Origin of the sequence: Agrobacterium fabrum str. C58 (assembly GCF_000092025.1) — a bacterium.
GTDB classification, from domain to species: domain Bacteria; phylum Pseudomonadota; class Alphaproteobacteria; order Rhizobiales; family Rhizobiaceae; genus Agrobacterium; species Agrobacterium fabrum.
Map to the genome: position 1 here is coordinate 2,171,975 of NC_003062.2, position 15,421 is coordinate 2,187,395.

General features: G+C 59.8%; 18 protein-coding genes. 13 read left to right on the forward strand and 5 right to left on the reverse strand.

Features of this window, described 5'->3' with window-relative positions; all coding sequences use genetic code 11:
• Positions 1-132 precede the first annotated feature (132 nt).
• From ATU_RS10735 to ATU_RS10745, 3 genes are all read left to right on the forward strand, one after another.
• Positions 133-444, forward strand: coding sequence for a hypothetical protein (locus ATU_RS10735; RefSeq protein WP_010972135.1), 312 nt, complete (start codon positions 133-135; stop codon positions 442-444).
• 155 nt (positions 445-599) lie between these two features.
• Positions 600-1,502: a DMT family transporter gene (locus ATU_RS10740; protein ID WP_010972136.1), complete on the forward strand. Its 903-nt coding sequence runs from the start codon at positions 600-602 to the stop codon at positions 1,500-1,502.
• 445 nt (positions 1,503-1,947) lie between these two features.
• Positions 1,948-2,163 (forward strand): cold-shock protein, encoded by a 216-nt coding sequence (locus ATU_RS10745; RefSeq protein ID WP_003494703.1) that lies wholly within the window; start codon positions 1,948-1,950, stop codon positions 2,161-2,163.
• 84 nt (positions 2,164-2,247) lie between these two features.
• Here the strand turns inward: ATU_RS10745 and ATU_RS10750 are convergent, their stop codons facing one another.
• The gene (locus ATU_RS10750; RefSeq protein WP_010972137.1) at positions 2,248-2,892 is read right to left on the reverse strand and encodes an MBL fold metallo-hydrolase; all 645 of its coding nucleotides are present in this window, start codon (positions 2,890-2,892) and stop codon (positions 2,248-2,250) included.
• Between the two features lie 231 nt (positions 2,893-3,123).
• Between ATU_RS10750 and ATU_RS10755 the strand changes: the two genes are divergently transcribed.
• The 4 genes from ATU_RS10755 to ATU_RS10770 all read left to right on the forward strand — a co-directional run bounded on the left by ATU_RS10755 (position 3,124) and on the right by ATU_RS10770 (position 6,588).
• On the forward strand, positions 3,124-3,723 hold the full coding sequence (locus tag ATU_RS10755; RefSeq protein WP_006316378.1) for a DUF1236 domain-containing protein: 600 nt from the start codon (positions 3,124-3,126) through the stop codon (positions 3,721-3,723).
• Between the two features lie 240 nt (positions 3,724-3,963).
• Positions 3,964-4,461, forward strand: a complete 498-nt coding sequence (locus ATU_RS10760; protein ID WP_006316379.1) for a MarR family winged helix-turn-helix transcriptional regulator — start codon at positions 3,964-3,966, stop codon at positions 4,459-4,461.
• A gap of 2 nt (positions 4,462-4,463) precedes the next feature.
• Positions 4,464-5,177, forward strand: a complete 714-nt coding sequence (locus ATU_RS10765; RefSeq protein ID WP_010972139.1) for a response regulator — start codon at positions 4,464-4,466, stop codon at positions 5,175-5,177.
• Between the two features lie 31 nt (positions 5,178-5,208).
• On the forward strand, positions 5,209-6,588 hold the full coding sequence (locus tag ATU_RS10770) for an ATP-binding protein (protein WP_010972140.1): 1,380 nt from the start codon (positions 5,209-5,211) through the stop codon (positions 6,586-6,588).
• A 13-nt stretch (positions 6,589-6,601) separates the two neighbouring features.
• On the opposite strand, the gene ATU_RS10775 is transcribed toward ATU_RS10770, so the two are convergent.
• The 4 genes from ATU_RS10775 to ATU_RS10790 all read right to left on the reverse strand — a co-directional run bounded on the left by ATU_RS10775 (position 6,602) and on the right by ATU_RS10790 (position 8,966).
• Positions 6,602-6,943, reverse strand: coding sequence for a tRNA-binding protein (locus tag ATU_RS10775; RefSeq protein ID WP_006316382.1), 342 nt, complete (start codon positions 6,941-6,943; stop codon positions 6,602-6,604).
• An 11-nt stretch (positions 6,944-6,954) separates the two neighbouring features.
• Positions 6,955-7,773 carry a pyrroline-5-carboxylate reductase gene (gene proC, locus ATU_RS10780; protein WP_010972141.1) on the reverse strand — a complete coding sequence of 273 codons (819 nt, stop codon included), beginning with the start codon at positions 7,771-7,773 and terminating at the stop codon, positions 6,955-6,957.
• Positions 7,774-7,775: 2 nt separating this feature from the next.
• Complete coding sequence (locus tag ATU_RS10785; protein ID WP_006311131.1) at positions 7,776-8,276, reverse strand: type III secretion system chaperone family protein; 501 nt, start codon at positions 8,274-8,276, stop codon at positions 7,776-7,778.
• 426 nt (positions 8,277-8,702) lie between these two features.
• Positions 8,703-8,966 (reverse strand): accessory factor UbiK family protein, encoded by a 264-nt coding sequence (locus ATU_RS10790; protein WP_010972666.1) that lies wholly within the window; start codon positions 8,964-8,966, stop codon positions 8,703-8,705.
• A 309-nt stretch (positions 8,967-9,275) separates the two neighbouring features.
• Here ATU_RS10790 and lgt point away from each other — a divergent pair, with 309 nt between their 5' ends.
• The 6 genes from lgt (at position 9,276) to ATU_RS10820 (ending at position 15,290) form a co-directional block, all read left to right on the forward strand.
• Positions 9,276-10,088: a prolipoprotein diacylglyceryl transferase gene (gene lgt, locus ATU_RS10795; RefSeq protein WP_035255958.1), complete on the forward strand. Its 813-nt coding sequence runs from the start codon at positions 9,276-9,278 to the stop codon at positions 10,086-10,088.
• Positions 10,089-10,103: 15 nt separating this feature from the next.
• The gene (locus tag ATU_RS10800) at positions 10,104-11,204 is read left to right on the forward strand and encodes a class I SAM-dependent methyltransferase (protein ID WP_010972143.1); all 1,101 of its coding nucleotides are present in this window, start codon (positions 10,104-10,106) and stop codon (positions 11,202-11,204) included.
• Positions 11,205-11,354: 150 nt separating this feature from the next.
• Positions 11,355-12,149 (forward strand): peptidoglycan editing factor PgeF, encoded by a 795-nt coding sequence (gene pgeF, locus ATU_RS10805; RefSeq protein WP_010972144.1) that lies wholly within the window; start codon positions 11,355-11,357, stop codon positions 12,147-12,149.
• A gap of 1 nt (position 12,150) precedes the next feature.
• Positions 12,151-13,302, forward strand: coding sequence for a M24 family metallopeptidase (locus ATU_RS10810; protein WP_010972145.1), 1,152 nt, complete (start codon positions 12,151-12,153; stop codon positions 13,300-13,302).
• A 90-nt stretch (positions 13,303-13,392) separates the two neighbouring features.
• On the forward strand, positions 13,393-14,136 hold the full coding sequence (locus ATU_RS10815; RefSeq protein WP_010972146.1) for a hypothetical protein: 744 nt from the start codon (positions 13,393-13,395) through the stop codon (positions 14,134-14,136).
• Positions 14,137-14,357: 221 nt separating this feature from the next.
• Positions 14,358-15,290 (forward strand): ribose-phosphate pyrophosphokinase, encoded by a 933-nt coding sequence (locus tag ATU_RS10820; RefSeq protein WP_010972147.1) that lies wholly within the window; start codon positions 14,358-14,360, stop codon positions 15,288-15,290.
• The last annotated feature ends 131 nt before the right edge of the window (positions 15,291-15,421 follow it).

Genomic DNA, 15,421 nt, shown 5'->3' on the forward strand with positions numbered 1-15,421 from the left:
AAATAGCCTCGCCAAGTGGCTCTGCCACAATATGGCCGCAATAAATGCCGCGGAACGCCAGAATTCGGTCTCCAAGCCGTCCATTTCGGGGCCTCTTTTATCCTTTAAGAACAGGGACAAGAGGCGACAGCCATGTTTACCAACGATCGGACTTCCGTTGAAAGGTTAAGGGCGCAGAGAACGCTATTTTCCCTCTGGATGGCCGTTGCGGCTTTTCTTGTCATCGTCACCATGGCCGCCGGCATCGCAACCTCGGCCAATGCGGCCACCGAAGCATTCGACACCCTGCACACCTCAGCCATTCCGCAGGTGGCGGCAACCACCAAGGCCGGCCCTCACCTGCTACTCATCGTTCTTTCAGCCGCAGCATTTATCGGTCTCGGCATTGGCGGCCTGACTCTGACCCGGCGCAGCCTGAAGGACGAGGCCCGCCGCTACAAATAAGCCGCTCCCGCCTCGACTTGCGGCACCGGCACGTTGCTGCTAAAGCAACCGGGAAACAGCCATCCGCAACTTTGGATCGGCATTTCAAAAAATCCCTGTTTGCCACGGCCGTGACTGGATGATGTTCCCGGCCCCTGCTGTGCTGGTGCCAACTCATGACGCGTGTTCAGGCCAATATGCTGCTTCTCCTCGCAGCAGCGATCTGGGGAGGTGGCTTTGTCGCCCAATCCTCCGCCATGTCCTCGATAGGCCCATTCTGGTTCGTCGGCCTGCGTTTCGCCATCGCCGCGATCGCGGTTCTGCCCTTCGCGCTGATGGAAACACGCTCGCTGAAATCACCGCCGCGCCGCCGTGAAATCGGCAGCTTCATCCTGGTCGGATTGGCCCTGTTCGGCGGCGCCACCACCCAACAGGTCGGCCTTCTAACCACGACCGTCACCAATTCCAGCTTCCTGACCGGGCTTTACGTCATCTTCGTACCTGTCATCGCCGTCGTGCTTTACCGCCGTCATCCCCATTGGGTCGTCTGGCCCTGCGCGCTGATGATGCTCGGCGGCATATTTCTTCTCTCCGGCGGCGCCTTCGAGACGCTGACGACGGGGGATATTCTCAGCATCATCTGCGCCTTCTTCTGGGCGATCCAGATCACGCTCGCGGGACGCTTCGTCTCCGAAAGCGGACGGCCGCTAGCGCTTTCCTTCACTCAGTTCGCGGTTTGCTCCCTTCTTAGTTGCATGATCGGTGTCGTGTTCGAACCGATCAGCATGGCGGCCATCGAGGCGTCAATGATGGAGATTCTCTACGTCGGCCTCGTCTCTTCCGGCCTCGCCTTCGTGCTGCAGGTCATTGGCCAGCGTTACACCACGGCACCGCAGGCGGCGATTTTCCTGTCCTCGGAGGCGCTTTTCGGCGCCCTGATGGCTTCGATCTTCCTCAAGGAAACCATTTCCAGCGCTGGTTATGTCGGCTGCCTGATCATTTTCGTCGCCATCCTGATCGTTGAACTGGTTCCGGAACTGACGCGCAAACGGCAGAAAACTGTGGCGGAAGCGTCCTGACACGGAGAGAACGGATTTTTCTGTTTTCGCAGGGAATTCCGGTAGTGCGTTCAAAATTTTGCCGGGAAAGCCCGGCGCAAACGACAATTATTTCATCAACTATCGCTTATGCGAAAAAAATGTGCGATTTCGCGGTGTAATTCTACCGGAGGTTTTTTATCTGACAAAAAGCCCGTGAAAACTTTTGCTTGCCAATTTTCGATAAACGCAGCAATCTACCGCGGTTCGGGCAATTTGCGAGCATGGGAAGGCCTATAAATGTGCGCACCGGGGACGCTATAAACCTCGGGCGGTGGGACGAAAAACGTTGGATGAGAACGCCATTACTTCCCGCTGCGAAGGTCCATTTTCTCAATAGTCAAGAACTGCCTGCCAACGCCCACGCGGGGCAAAACTGTAATGCTGCCTGTAGCTGAACGCGGGCAGAGCGAAAAGGACCTGATGCATGGCCGAAACTGGCACCGTAAAATTCTTTAATACCGACAAAGGCTTCGGCTTCATCAAGCCAGACAATGGTGGCGCTGATATCTTTGTTCACATCTCTGCCGTACAGGCTTCTGGCCTGTCCGGACTTTCAGAAAATCAGAAAGTGAGCTTCGACACGGAACCGGATCGTCGCGGCAAGGGCCCGAAGGCAGTCAATCTGCAGATTGCTGGCTGACCCTAAAACGGCTTTCTTTTCTAGTTGAAGCCCGGCAGGAATGCCGGGTTTTTTTATGCGCCCTGCAGGCCTCTATTGGCCAATTCAAAGCCCCTTGAGATAGGGGTTGTTGAGCCGTTCCTCACCCAACCGCCCGCCCGGGCCATGGCCGCAGATGAAACCGACATCGTCGCCCAGCGGCAGCAGCTTGTCGCGAATGGACGCCATCAATTGCTCGTGGTTTCCGCCCGGCAGGTCGGTGCGCCCCACCGATCCCGAAAACAGCACGTCGCCGACATGGGCGAAGTTCTGGTCGCGGTTGTAATAGATGACATGACCGGGCGCATGGCCCGGGCAATGATAGACCTCAAAGACGTGGTCTCCGAAGGAGACCTTGTCACCATCCTTCAACCAGCTGTCCGGCTCGACGTTCTTCAGACCGCTGATGCCGTATTTCTGTGCCTGCACCTCGATCCTCTCCAGCAGCGGCCGGTCATGCTCATGCGGCCCGATGACCGACAGGGAAAGCTTTTCGCGCAGTTCGTCGGCACCGCCGGCATGGTCAAGATGCCCGTGCGTCAGCCATATTGCCTTGAGCGTGATGCCGTTTTCGGCAACGACCTGCAGAATGACGTCCACATCCCCACCGGGATCAACGACGACGCCTTCCTTGGTATCCTGATCGAACAGGATGGTGCAGTTCTGCTCGAATGGCGTGACCGGAATAATGCCCGCCTGCAACTTTCCCATATCCCGTATCTCCTGTCTGAAAGGGTCCGCCTCCTATAGCCCGCGACCGGTTGCGGCACAATGGCGACGGAAAGATGCCAGTTTTCAGCGGCCCGGCCACTCAAAAAATCACTATAAAATACAGATAGATAACAATATTTTCCGGGCTTGCAGCGACAATTTCCGGCGGAAAATGTGGAACGCCCCGTCGGCTGCGACGTTGTAGCACCAGTCTTAAAAGGAGTGAGACACATGGACAAGACGCTTAAAATGCTGATCGCTGGCGGCGCCTTCGCCTTGATGGCGGGTTATGCAAACGCCGCCATGGTCGCCACGACAGCATCGGATATTTCCGTTCGCTCGGGCCCCGGTGAAGACTACCCCGAACTGGGCCTTGCCACCCGCGGCAGCAACGCCGTTCTGGATGGCTGCATGGAAGGCAGCAGCTGGTGCCGCATCGAAGTCAACGGCCTTCGCGGCTGGGCTCATGCCGACTACCTGAATGTCATGTATGAGGGCTCGCCGGTCATTCTCGAACAGCGCCGCTCGGACCTTAGCGTGCCCGTGGTGACCTATGAAAAGACCGCGAGCGTTCAGGCAGAACCGAACCCGGGTGACCCGAACCTTGGCCGCGTCGGTGAAGTTGATCCGCCGCAATCGGTCATCACCTATATGGACGAGCATCCTGCCGAGACCGTCACCTATGACGGCGACATCGCAGTGGGAAGTGTTCTCCCCGCAGATACCCGTATGGTTGAAGTCCCCGACTATCAGTATCGGTATGTTCGGGTGAATGACGTCCCGGTTCTCGTGGAACCCTCGACCCGTCGTATCGTCTACGTTTATCAATAACACCACCATCACGACAAAAAATGAAGGAGAGCGCGGAGTTTCCGCGCTCTTTTCTATTTCCGGTAAAGGCCAATCAGGATTCCAGTTGCACCCGCACCCGCGCCATATTATCCACCGCAACAGAAAATGATCGGCGGCATTCTCCCGAGCGGACGCATTTTCGGCTATGTTTACAGAATATAGGCGCATCGACGCCTGTTAGCCTATGATCAGACAGCCGCAGGATATGAAGGAACCGCAGTGCCACCGCAATCGCTCAAAACCGCCGCCGCGAGGCAGACACCGGCACTCCCGAAGGTTGACGACGGCAAGATCGACTTCGATACGATCGAGGCGTTGTTCTTCGCCTATCGCGATTTCGTCTCCGATCCCGACGTCATTCTGTCGAAGCTGGATTACGGCCGGGCGCATCACCGGGTGGTCTATTTCGTCAGCCGGCAGCCCGGCATGACCGTGGCGGATCTGCTCGACACATTGCAGATTACTAAACAAAGCCTCGCCCGCGTGCTCAAGCAATTGATCGATGATGGTTACATCCGCCAGATGGCCGGCCCTGAAGATCGCCGCCAGCGCAGGCTCTACCCGACACTGACCGGCCGCGAACTGGCGCTGGCGCTCAGCGAACCGCAATCGCGCCGCATCGACCGCGCGCTGGAAGGGCTGGGACCGGATGCCCGCGCCTGCGTGCGCAAGTTCCTGGCGCAGATGCGCAGCCCGACAAGCGTGGAGGGTGAATGACGATGGCACAAGCTCCGACCAACCGCGTGCCGGTGGATGACGATGCGGCCCATCTGCTGATCGTCGACGATGACGCCCGCATTCGCAATCTCCTGCAACGATTCCTTGGCGACAAGGGCTATCGCGTCTCGGTGGCCGGCGACGCGGCCGAAGCACGGCGCAAGATGGTGGGCATCCGTTTCGATCTGCTGATCCTCGACGTGATGATGCCCGGCGAAAACGGGCTTTCGCTGACCCGTTCACTGAACGAGAACAAATCCGTGCCGGTCATTCTCCTGACCGCCCGTTCGGAAGCGGATTCGCGCATTGCCGGATTGGAAGCGGGCGCCGATGACTATCTCGCCAAGCCCTTCGATCCGCGCGAGCTTGTCCTGCGCATCAACAATATCCTGCGGCGCAACACCTCGCCCGATACGCCCAAGATCGAACAGATCATGTTCGGCCCCTACAGCTTCTCCATTCCGAAGAGGGAATTGCGACGCGGTGCCGAAACGATCCGGCTGACGGACCGTGAACAGGAAATCATGCTGCTTTTCGCCCTGCGCGCCGGCGATACCATTCCGCGCCACGAGCTCGTGGAGGCGGAATCGGAAGTGGGTGAAAGAACCATCGACGTGCAAATCAACCGTCTTCGCCGCAAGATCGAGGACGACCCTGCCAATCCTGTCTATCTGCAAACGGTGCGTGGCATCGGTTACCGCCTGAGCGTGGACTGACGGGCACTCAAAGAAGGGCAAACGCACGACCATGGCGAGCCTCGATTTTTTCGACACGTTCAAAAAGAGCCCCGTGGCCAAGGCATGGCGCTCCGCCGGCAGATGGCTGCGCCACTGGCTGCCAACAGGCCTTTACACCCGCTCGCTACTCATCATCATCCTGCCGATGATCCTGCTTCAGGCCGTGGTCGCGGCCGTGTTCATGGAACGTCACTGGCAATTGGTGACGGAGCGCCTGTCCGCGGCCGTGACACGCGATATCTCTGCCGTCATCGAGCTTCTGCAGACGGACCCCGAAGAAGACGATTATCAGCGCGTCATCCGCATCGCGCGAGAGAAACTCGACCTCAGCGTCTACATCGAGCCCAAGACCGATCTGCCGGCCCCCAAACCCGAGCCGCTGTTTTCGATCCTCGACAGGATCCTTGCCGATCAGTTGAAACAGCAAATCGGCAGGCCGTTCTGGATCGACACCTATGGCAACGGCTCGCTGGTGGAAATCCGCGTTCAGCTCGAAGACAAGACGTTGCGCGTCTTCACCAGCCGCAGTTCCGCCTATGCCTCCAATACCCATATCTTCCTCGTCTGGATGGTCGGCGCGTCACTGGTGCTGATTGCCATTTCCATCCTGTTCCTGCGCGGGCAGATCAAACCCATCGAAGCACTTGCCAAGGCGGCCGAAAACTTCGGCAAGGGCCAGAAGATCAGCGGCTATTCCCCACGCGGCGCGGACGAGGTGCGGCGCGCCGGTCTTGCCTTCATCCTGATGCGCGAGCGTATCGAGCGGCAGATGGAACAGCGCACCGCCATGTTGAATGGTGTAAGCCATGACCTGCGCACCATTCTCACCCGCTTCAAGCTGCAACTGGCGCTCGCCGGCGACAATCCTGATCTCGAAGGGCTCGATAAGGATGTGGACGACATGCAGTCGATGCTGGAGGCCTATCTGACCTTCGCCCGCACCGAGGTCGAAGAGGATGTCGGCACGCTGGAGCTTCCGGCGCTTCTGGAGAAGATCGGCCATGATTTCGAGCTGCATGGCAAGAAATTCAGCTACCAACTTTATAATATCGAGAGGATCATCGCCCGGCCGAATGCGCTGTCACGCCTCGTCGCCAATCTGGCCGAAAATGCGCGGCGTTACGCCAGCAATCTCCACGTCGATATCCGCAAGGCGCCACGCTCCATCATCATGACCTTCGACGATGACGGTCCGGGTATTCCGGAAATCTCCCGCGAGGATGTGTTCAAGCCATTCTTCCGGCTGGACGAGGCACGCAACCTCAATGCTTCGGGCACGGGCCTTGGCCTCTCCATCGTGCGCGATATCGCCCGCAGCCATGGCGGCGACGTGTCGCTCGATGAAAGCCCGATGGGCGGATTGCGGGTCATCGTCAAGATTCCGGCTTAACGGCAAACGGCCGTCAGCACATCTTCTCACCGTTCGGCACAGGGCGTTCAACCGCGGCCAACACGATATCGCCGTTTGCATCGGCAAAACCGAGCGTCAGAACTTCGGACCGGAAAGGACCGATCTGGCGCGGCGGAAAATTCACCACGCCCAGAACCTGCCGGCCGACCAGGCTTTCCGGCGTATAATGCACCGTGATCTGCGCAGAGGATTTTTTGATGCCGATCTCGGGTCCGAAATCGATCTTCACCTTGATCGCAGGCTTGCGAGCCTCCGGAAACGGCACCGCCTCCACGATCGTACCGACGCGGATATCGACCTTTTCGAAATCGGCATAGGAAATTTCGCCGCTCATGACCCGCTCCTTCAGCCCGCCAGTTCTTCGGCGCGCGTTTTCGCGGCGGCGACGGCCCTGTCGAACAGGGGCTGCATGCCGTCTTCGGCCATCAGCACGGACAGCGCCGCGGCCGTGGTGCCACCCGGCGAGGTCACGTTCTGGCGCAGCCGCGCGGCCTCCTCGGGGGACTGATGCAGGAGTTCACCGGCACCGGCCACGGTTTCGCGCGCCAGACGCATGGCCACGTCGGCCGGCAGACCGGCCTTGCGGCCAGCTTCCGCCATGCATTCCACCAGATAGAAGACATAGGCCGGGCCGCTTCCCGAAACCGCGGTCACCGCGTCGATGTCGCTTTCGGCCTCAACCCATTCGACCGGACCGCTGACCTTCAGCAACCCGTCCACAACGGTTTTCAGCTCGGCTGTGACAAGATCGTTGGCATAAGCGCCGGTGACGCCACGGCCGACCATGGCAGGCGTATTGGGCATGGCGCGCACGGCAGCGACCGCACCGAAATGCGAAACGAAAGTGGCGATGGTGGTACCGGCCGCGATGGAGACAACGACCGTTTCCGGACCCAGCAGGGGCTTCAGCGACGGCAATATGGCATCCATCATCTGCGGCTTCACCGCCACGAAAAGAATGCCGGCCTTGACGCCCTCAGGCACGCTTTCGCTGTGGGTCGCGCCGGCTTCCGCTATCGTCGTGCGCATGGCGTCGGAGGGGCGAGGGTCGATGACGATGACCTTCGATCCCGGCACACCCTTTTTCAGCCAGCCCGAAAGCATGGCGCCGCCCATATTGCCGGCCCCCACGAGGACGAGCGGACCGGAAGCCTTGTACACCATGCTCAAGCTTCTCCAACGGTCTCGAACATGACCGCTTCGATTGCACTTTTGGCATCCAGCCCCGACCAGACGACGAACTGGAATGCCTGATAATATTGCTCGCAGGCCTCAAGCGCGCTGGAAAGCAGAACTTCCACCTGCTGGTTGTTCGGCTCGGCACCACCGGCCAGAAGCAGCGACTGGCGGAAGATCACCACATCTTCCTGCCGCCACAGATCGAAATGCCCCATCAACACCTGGCCATTGACCTGCGACAACAGGCGAATGACCTCGTTGACGCGCTGATCCGGCACCTTGATGTCGAAAGCGCAGGCCAGATGCAGCGCCTCGAAGTCTTCCATCCACGAGAAGGAAACGTGATAATCGGCCCAGTGACCGGCCACCGTCATGGCGATCTCGTCTTCGCCGGAACGTTCGAACGACCAGTCGTTCGAGGCAGCGACAATCTCGATCATGTCCACGGGATTGGACTGACGCTCAATTTCAAATTCTATCAGACTCATGCGGCACCTTCTCAGCCGGCCAGAATGTCGTGTTTTGAACGCCGGGCACAAAACGCACATACGAACCGGGATAAACATTTGAGACGATTGCCCGACACCACCAGAATTACGCATTCACCCTGTCTGGAGCTTACCAGGTCTTTTCGAATCATCATTTAAAATCAGTGTATAATGGCCGAGTCCTGCTGCCACCCCTCGCCCGCCATTTTTGCCTTTTGAGCAGTGGATATCTTCTCCCCCATCACCTCAGGCGAGAGTCTTAAGCGACTCTGCCGATTGCGTTTTTTGGAAGTGTCCACAGGCCCAAAAAAATCGCGTCAGACGACCGCTTTTAACAACCACAAGTCTTTCGGACGAAACACCCCGAAAACAAAAGACCCCGGAATCGCAGGCGATCCGGGGCCTCTCAAAAAAATGCTGAAAAAATCAGTCCTTGGCGGCGGAAAGCTTTGCTTCCAGGGTCTCGATGCGGGCGCGCAGCGCGTCGTTCTCATCCCGCGCCTGAATGGCCATTTCGCGAACCGCGTCGAACTCCTCGCGCCGGACGACATCCAGGCTGTTCAGCCAACGATCCGCCTGCGCATGAAAAGCAGCCTCGGCTTCCTTGCGCACGCCCTGCGCAGCGCCGGCCGCATCGGTCATCAGCTTGGCGAATTCATCCAGAAAACGATTGGTGCCTGTCGTGCTCATGGCGCTCATCCTTCGTCGGTTCAGGGGCATCGTCTGGCCCACTGTTGCTAGCCTTCAGGTAGGCACTCCACCGCCGGCTTGCAAGCGAAATCGAAAAATCGCAACAGCTTGGCAGGCCCTCGGTATCTTAAGCCGCAGCTTAAAGAATCACCTTGACCGCCGCCATCGCAATCGCCATTTTCCTTGGCGTCAGGAAGCCGGTGAGCATCATCGCCCGGTCCCTTGAGGCAATGGATATCTCCGTTGACCGCCCAGCAACGATGACGGAATATATACGGATTGATAGCCGCTCCCACTCAACTCGCCATCATGCCTTTCCCCAATATCGATCCGATAGCGTTGTCCATCGGTCCTCTGGCGATCCACTGGTACGGCATTGCCTATGTTGCGGGCATCATGCTCGGCTGGTTTTATGCCCGCCGCCTCGCCCGCACGGATCGCCTCTGGCCGAACGACACCTCGCCGATCTCGGCGCAGCATCTCGACGATTTCATCCTCTGGGCGGCCGGCGGCATCGTGCTTGGCGGCCGCATCGGCTACATCCTGTTTTACGATATGGCAGCTGTCGCCGCCAATCCCATCAGGGCGATCGAAATCTGGAATGGCGGCATGTCGTTCCATGGCGGCCTGATCGGCACGACGATCGCCATGATTCTCTTCGCCCGCCGGAACGGCATTCCGGTGTGGAGCATGTTCGACATCATTGCCGCCGTTGCGCCCATCGGCCTGCTGTTCGGCCGCATCGCCAACTTCATCAATGGCGAATTGTGGGGTCGCATCGCCGATGTGCCATGGGCAGTCGTCTTCCCGACCGGTGGCCCCTTTGCGCGGCACCCGAGCCAGCTTTATGAAGCAGGCTTGGAAGGCCTCGTCCTCGTCGTCCTCCTGGCAATCGCAATATACGTTTTCAAGGCTCTGAAAACACCCGGCACCGTGACCGGCATCTTCGTCTGCGGTTACGCCCTGTCGCGAATCTTCGTGGAATTCTTCCGCGAACCGGACGCCCAGATCGGTTATCTCGCGGGTAACTGGCTGACCATGGGCATGGTGCTGTCAACACCGATGTTCCTTTTGGGCCTCTGGGCCGTCCTGCGGGCACGCAGCGCGACGAAAAGCGCCTGAGCGGTATGATCGCCCATGACCACACCGCTCGCGCAACGTATCAAATCCCTTATCCGGCTTAACGGTCCGCTCAGCGTCACCGACTTCTTTTCGCTGTGCCTCGCCGATCCCGAACACGGTTATTACAAGAGCCGCGAGCCGTTCGGCCGTTCGGGTGATTTCATCACCGCGCCTGAAGTCAGCCAGCTTTTCGGCGAAATGCTCGGTGTTTTCGTCGTCCACGCCTGGCAGCGGCATGGCGCCCCGGCACAAACGCAGCTGGTGGAAATCGGCCCCGGCCGCGGCACCATGATGTCGGACATGCTGCGCGTCATCCGCCGCATCGCGCCGCCGCTTTACGAGACGATGCGGGTGCATCTGGTGGAGACAAGCCCCCGCCTTTCCGCCATCCAGAAGGAAACGCTGACAGCACATGCGGACCGGCTGACCTGGCATGATAGTTTTGACGACGTGCCGGAAGGTTTTCTGCTGCTTGTCGCCAACGAGCTGTTCGATGCCATTCCGATCCGGCAATTCGTCAGGACGCCGCAGGGTTTCCGGGAACGTGTCGTCAGCCTCGATGCCAATGGCGAACTCGTTTTCTCGACGGGCCTTGCCGGCATAGACCCTACCCTCCTGCCACCGCAGCCCGAACGGCAACAGCTTGGCACTGTATTCGAGGTTTCCCCTGCCCGCGAAGCCGTGATGACCGCGATCTGCCAGCGCCTCTCGGTCCATGGGGGCACGGCGCTTGCGATCGATTACGGCCATCTGGTCGCCGGTTATGGTGACACGCTGCAGGCCATGCGCAACCACGCCTTCGACCCACCGCTTGCGCATCCCGGCGAGGCCGATCTCACCAGCCATGTGGATTTCGAAAGCCTCGTCAAAACGGCACAAGCGACCGGCGTGCATGTCAACGGCGCCCTGAGGCAGGGCGATTTTCTCCACGGCCTCGGCCTCAAGGAAAGGGCGAGCGCGCTTGCCGCCAAGGCGACACCCGACCAGACGCTTGAAATTGCCGAAGCGGTGAACCGCCTCGCCGGCGAAGGCGCCGGCAAGATGGGGGAACTTTTCAAGGTCATCGCCGTTTCAAGTCCCGCGCTTCATCTTCTGCCGTTTCGTGCGGTGGATTGACAGCGCAATAACCTCTGGGCCAACATCGCCGCGACACACGAAGCAGGCACACTGCATCACACCGCCACGCAATGCCGTGGCAACAGGAAACATCTCGCTTAACCCTGCTCCACTGGCCACCAGCGATATTCTCCAAGGAATTCCCCCACCATGCAGAACGCAACGCTGCCGCTCCCGCTCCAGTCCCCCCTGCTCGCCGCGTCAGGTGAAAACCGTGTCCGCCACGGCTTCTTCACCCGGCAGGGCGGCGTCTCGGAAGGGCTTTATCAGGGCCTCAATGTCGGCCTCGGTTCCCATGACGAACCCGAAAAGGTGCAGGAAAACCGCCGGCGCGTGACGCAATGGTTCGGCCTTTCCGCTGATCGCCTCGCAACGGTGCATCAGGTCCACTCACCCGACGTCGTCGTTGTTGATGACAATTACGACGGCAACCGCCCGCAGGCCGACGCGATGGTCACGGCAACGCCGGGTTTCGTGCTGGGCGTTTTGAGCGCCGATTGCGGACCTATCCTGTTTGCGGATGCACAAGCGGGCGTCGTGGGTGCGGCCCATGCCGGCTGGAAGGGCGCGCTCTTCGGTGTGCTCGAAAACACCATCGAAGCCATGGTGAAGCTTGGCGCCAGCCGCGAGCGCATCGCCGCCTCGCTTGGCCCCTCGATCAGCCAGGATAATTATGAGGTCGGGCCGGAATATGTGGCGCGCTTCACCGATATCGATCCGGCCTATGCGGATTACTTCGCCGCGACGGAAAGGCAAGGCCACGCCTTGTTCGACCTCAAGCAATTCACCATCGACCGGCTGACGAAAGCTGGCGTGAAGGCGGAAAATCTCGGCCTCTGCACCTATCCCGACGAACATCGTTTCTATTCCTACCGCCGCACCACCCACCGCGCCGAACCCGATTACGGCCGGCAGATTTCCGCAATCGCAATTCTGGAGGACTGACATGGCCCTGCATTTCGAGCTTTCGGAATTCGATGCCCGCCGCGAGCGTCTGCTCACGAAAATGGCCGAGGAGAAGCTGGACGCCCTGCTGCTTTTTGCGCAGGAGAGCATGTATTGGCTGACCGGCTACGACACCTTCGGTTACTGCTTCTTCCAGACGCTTGTGGTCAAGTCGGATGGCTCCATGACGCTGCTGACCCGCTCGGCCGATCTGCGGCAGGCCCGCAATACCTCCGTCATCGACAATATCCTCATCTGGGTCGACCGGCCCAATGCGGACCCCACACTCGATCTGAAAAACCTGCTGAGCGATCTCGATCTGCTCGGCGCCAAGATCGGGGTGGAATACGACACCCACGGCATGACCGGCCGTGTCGCCCGCCTGCTGGACAACCAGCTTGCCAGTTTCTGCCAGATGAGCGACGCCTCTTATCTCGTCAGCACCCTCAGGCTCGTCAAAAGCCAGGCCGAGATCGCTTATGCCCGCAAGGCCGGGCAACTGGCCGATGAGGCTCTGGATGCGGCATTGCCGCTCATCAAACCGGGCGCGGACGAAGCTGCGATCCTTGCCGCGATGCAAGGGGCAGTTCTGGCCGGCGGCGGTGATTATCCCGCCAATGAGTTCATCGTCGGTTCCGGCGCGGATGCGCTGCTCTGCCGTTACAAGGCCGGACGCCGCAGGCTCGACACCAAGGATCAGCTGACGCTGGAGTGGGCCGGTGTCAGCGCCCATTACCATGCAGCCATGATGCGCACGGTGGTGATCGGCGAACAGGATTTCCGCCAGAAGGAGCTTTACAGCGCCTGCCTGCAAAATATCACCGCCATCGAGGAAGTGCTGCGGCCGGGCAAGACTTTCGGCGATGTCTTCGATGTGCATGCCCGCGTGATGGACGAACGCGGATTGACCCGCCACCGCCTGAACTCCTGCGGTTATTCGCTGGGCGCCCGTTTCTCGCCTTCCTGGATGGAGCACCAGATGTTCCATGCCGGCAATCCGCAGGAAATCACCGCCGACATGACGCTCTTCGTGCATATGATCGTGATGGATTCCGATTCCGGCACGGCCATGACGCTCGGCCAGACCTATCTGACAACGGAGGGCGCCCCGGAAGCGCTCTCGCGCCATAACCTCGATCTTCTCACAGCTTAAATCGCCACCGGGTTTGACAGAGCGGGAAAACCGCCCTTACATTGCGCCACCTTGGGGCAAGAAGGAGCGGAACATGAGAGGGAAAATCGCATGAGCCGGACGGGGTTCCCCCCCTTTTTTCCGGCCATCATTGTTCCAGTGCTGGTGCTGGCCCTTTCGGGCTGCAACACGACGGAGGCGCTGACACCACAGGTGAATGTCGGCCACAATAATGCCTCGCAATCGACGCCAGTAACGCAGGGCGATCTCGATCAGATGGCCGCCGCCGCCGACCGCGCACCCGCAGGCGCCCCGGCAACGGCAACCTCCGTGCCCGCTTATGCGCCGCAAAACTCGCTGCAGGCGCAGGCACAGGCGATGTCCAGCGGCAACCAGTATGGCGAGCCGCTTAGCCAGACCTCCAACGCGGCCCAACCTCCCGCGGCGCCCCCCTCGCAGCAGACGGCGTCGCTCGCGCCCGCTTCTTCGGCAAATTCCATCCGCTTCCTGCCGATCATCGGCGCGCCCGTTCAGGCCGTCACGCCCCTGTCGCGCCAGCTCGGTGCCGAAGCGCGGGCCAAGGGGCTGACCATCCGCGCCTCCAACGACAATTCGGCCGAAAACATCCTGAAGGGATATTTCTCCGCCTTCGCCGATGGCAACAAGGTCAATATCGTCTACGTCTGGGACGTTCTCGATGCCAATGGTGTGCGGCTGCATCGCCTGCAGGGGCAGGAGACGGTGGCGGCAAAAGGCAGCGATCCATGGGCCGCCGTGACCGACAGGGCCATGCAGGATATCGCCGCAAAAACACTGAACGACTACACGTCCTGGAAGCATTCTCAACGCGGATGAGGTGAAACGGCGGGAGAAGTCATAGAGATTTCACGAAAATCATTGCGAAAGCGCGGAGTCCTCTTGCAATCGGAAGCAACAGCGCTATTAAGGCGCGCATGGCAACAAGGCGTATCCGGCAAAGGCTTTTCGGCCGGATGTTCCTCCCCCTTGAACGACGCTTGGTTACGGTGGATTGAGCCCCGTGGCGCAAGGCGATGGCATGGAAACAGGCGGCCGCAATGAAGGTTTTCGCAGGCAATTCGAACCGGCACCTCGCCGAAGCGATCTGCAAGTATCTGAACGTTCCTCTCGGAAATGCCACTGTAAAGCGGTTTGCTGACCAGGAAATATTCGTAGAAATCAGCGAGAACGTGCGCGGCGAGGACGTTTTTATCGTCCAGTCCACCTCCTTCCCGGCAAATGATCATCTGATGGAACTGCTCATCATGATCGATGCCATGCGCCGCTCTTCGGCAAAACGTATCACCGCGGTGCTTCCCTATTTCGGTTACGCCCGCCAGGACCGCAAAGCCGGTCCCCGCACCCCGATTTCCGCCAAGCTCGTTGCCAACCTGATTACCGAAGCCGGCGCCGACCGCGTTCTAACGCTCGATCTTCATGCCGGCCAGATCCAGGGTTTTTTCGACATCCCCACCGACAACCTCTTCGCAGCGCCCATTCTCGCCCGCGACGTGAAGGACCATTACGACACCAACAATGTCATGGTCGTTTCGCCTGATGTCGGCGGCGTGGTTCGCGCCCGCGCCCTGTCGAAGCGCCTCGACTGTCTGCTGGCAATCGTCGACAAACGCCGTGACCGTCCCGGTGAATCCGAGGTCATGAACGTCATCGGCGATGTCTCCGGCAAGGATTGCATCCTGATCGACGATATCATCGATTCCGGCGGCACGCTCTGCAACGCCGCCGAAGCGCTGCTGAAAAAAGGCGCGACCAGCGTTACCGCCTATATCACCCACGGTGTGCTTTCCGGCGGCGCGGTTGCCCGCGTGGCCTCCTCGAAGCTGCGCGAACTCGTCATCACCGACAGCATCCAGCCGACCACCGGTGTGCAATCCGCGCACAATATCCGCGTGGTCAGCACCGCAGGCCTGCTTGGCGAGGCGATCAACCGCACCGCGCAGGAACAGTCGGTCTCCGGCCTGTTCGACTAACGGCTCCAGAAACCTCAATCGTCACGCTGAGCCGGCCCAACCCCGTCCAGCTTAGATGGCAGACTGCATTTATATCGAGGTCGATTGCAGGAGAGGCATACTCTCCTGGCGTCATCCTCTGGCTAGTCCCG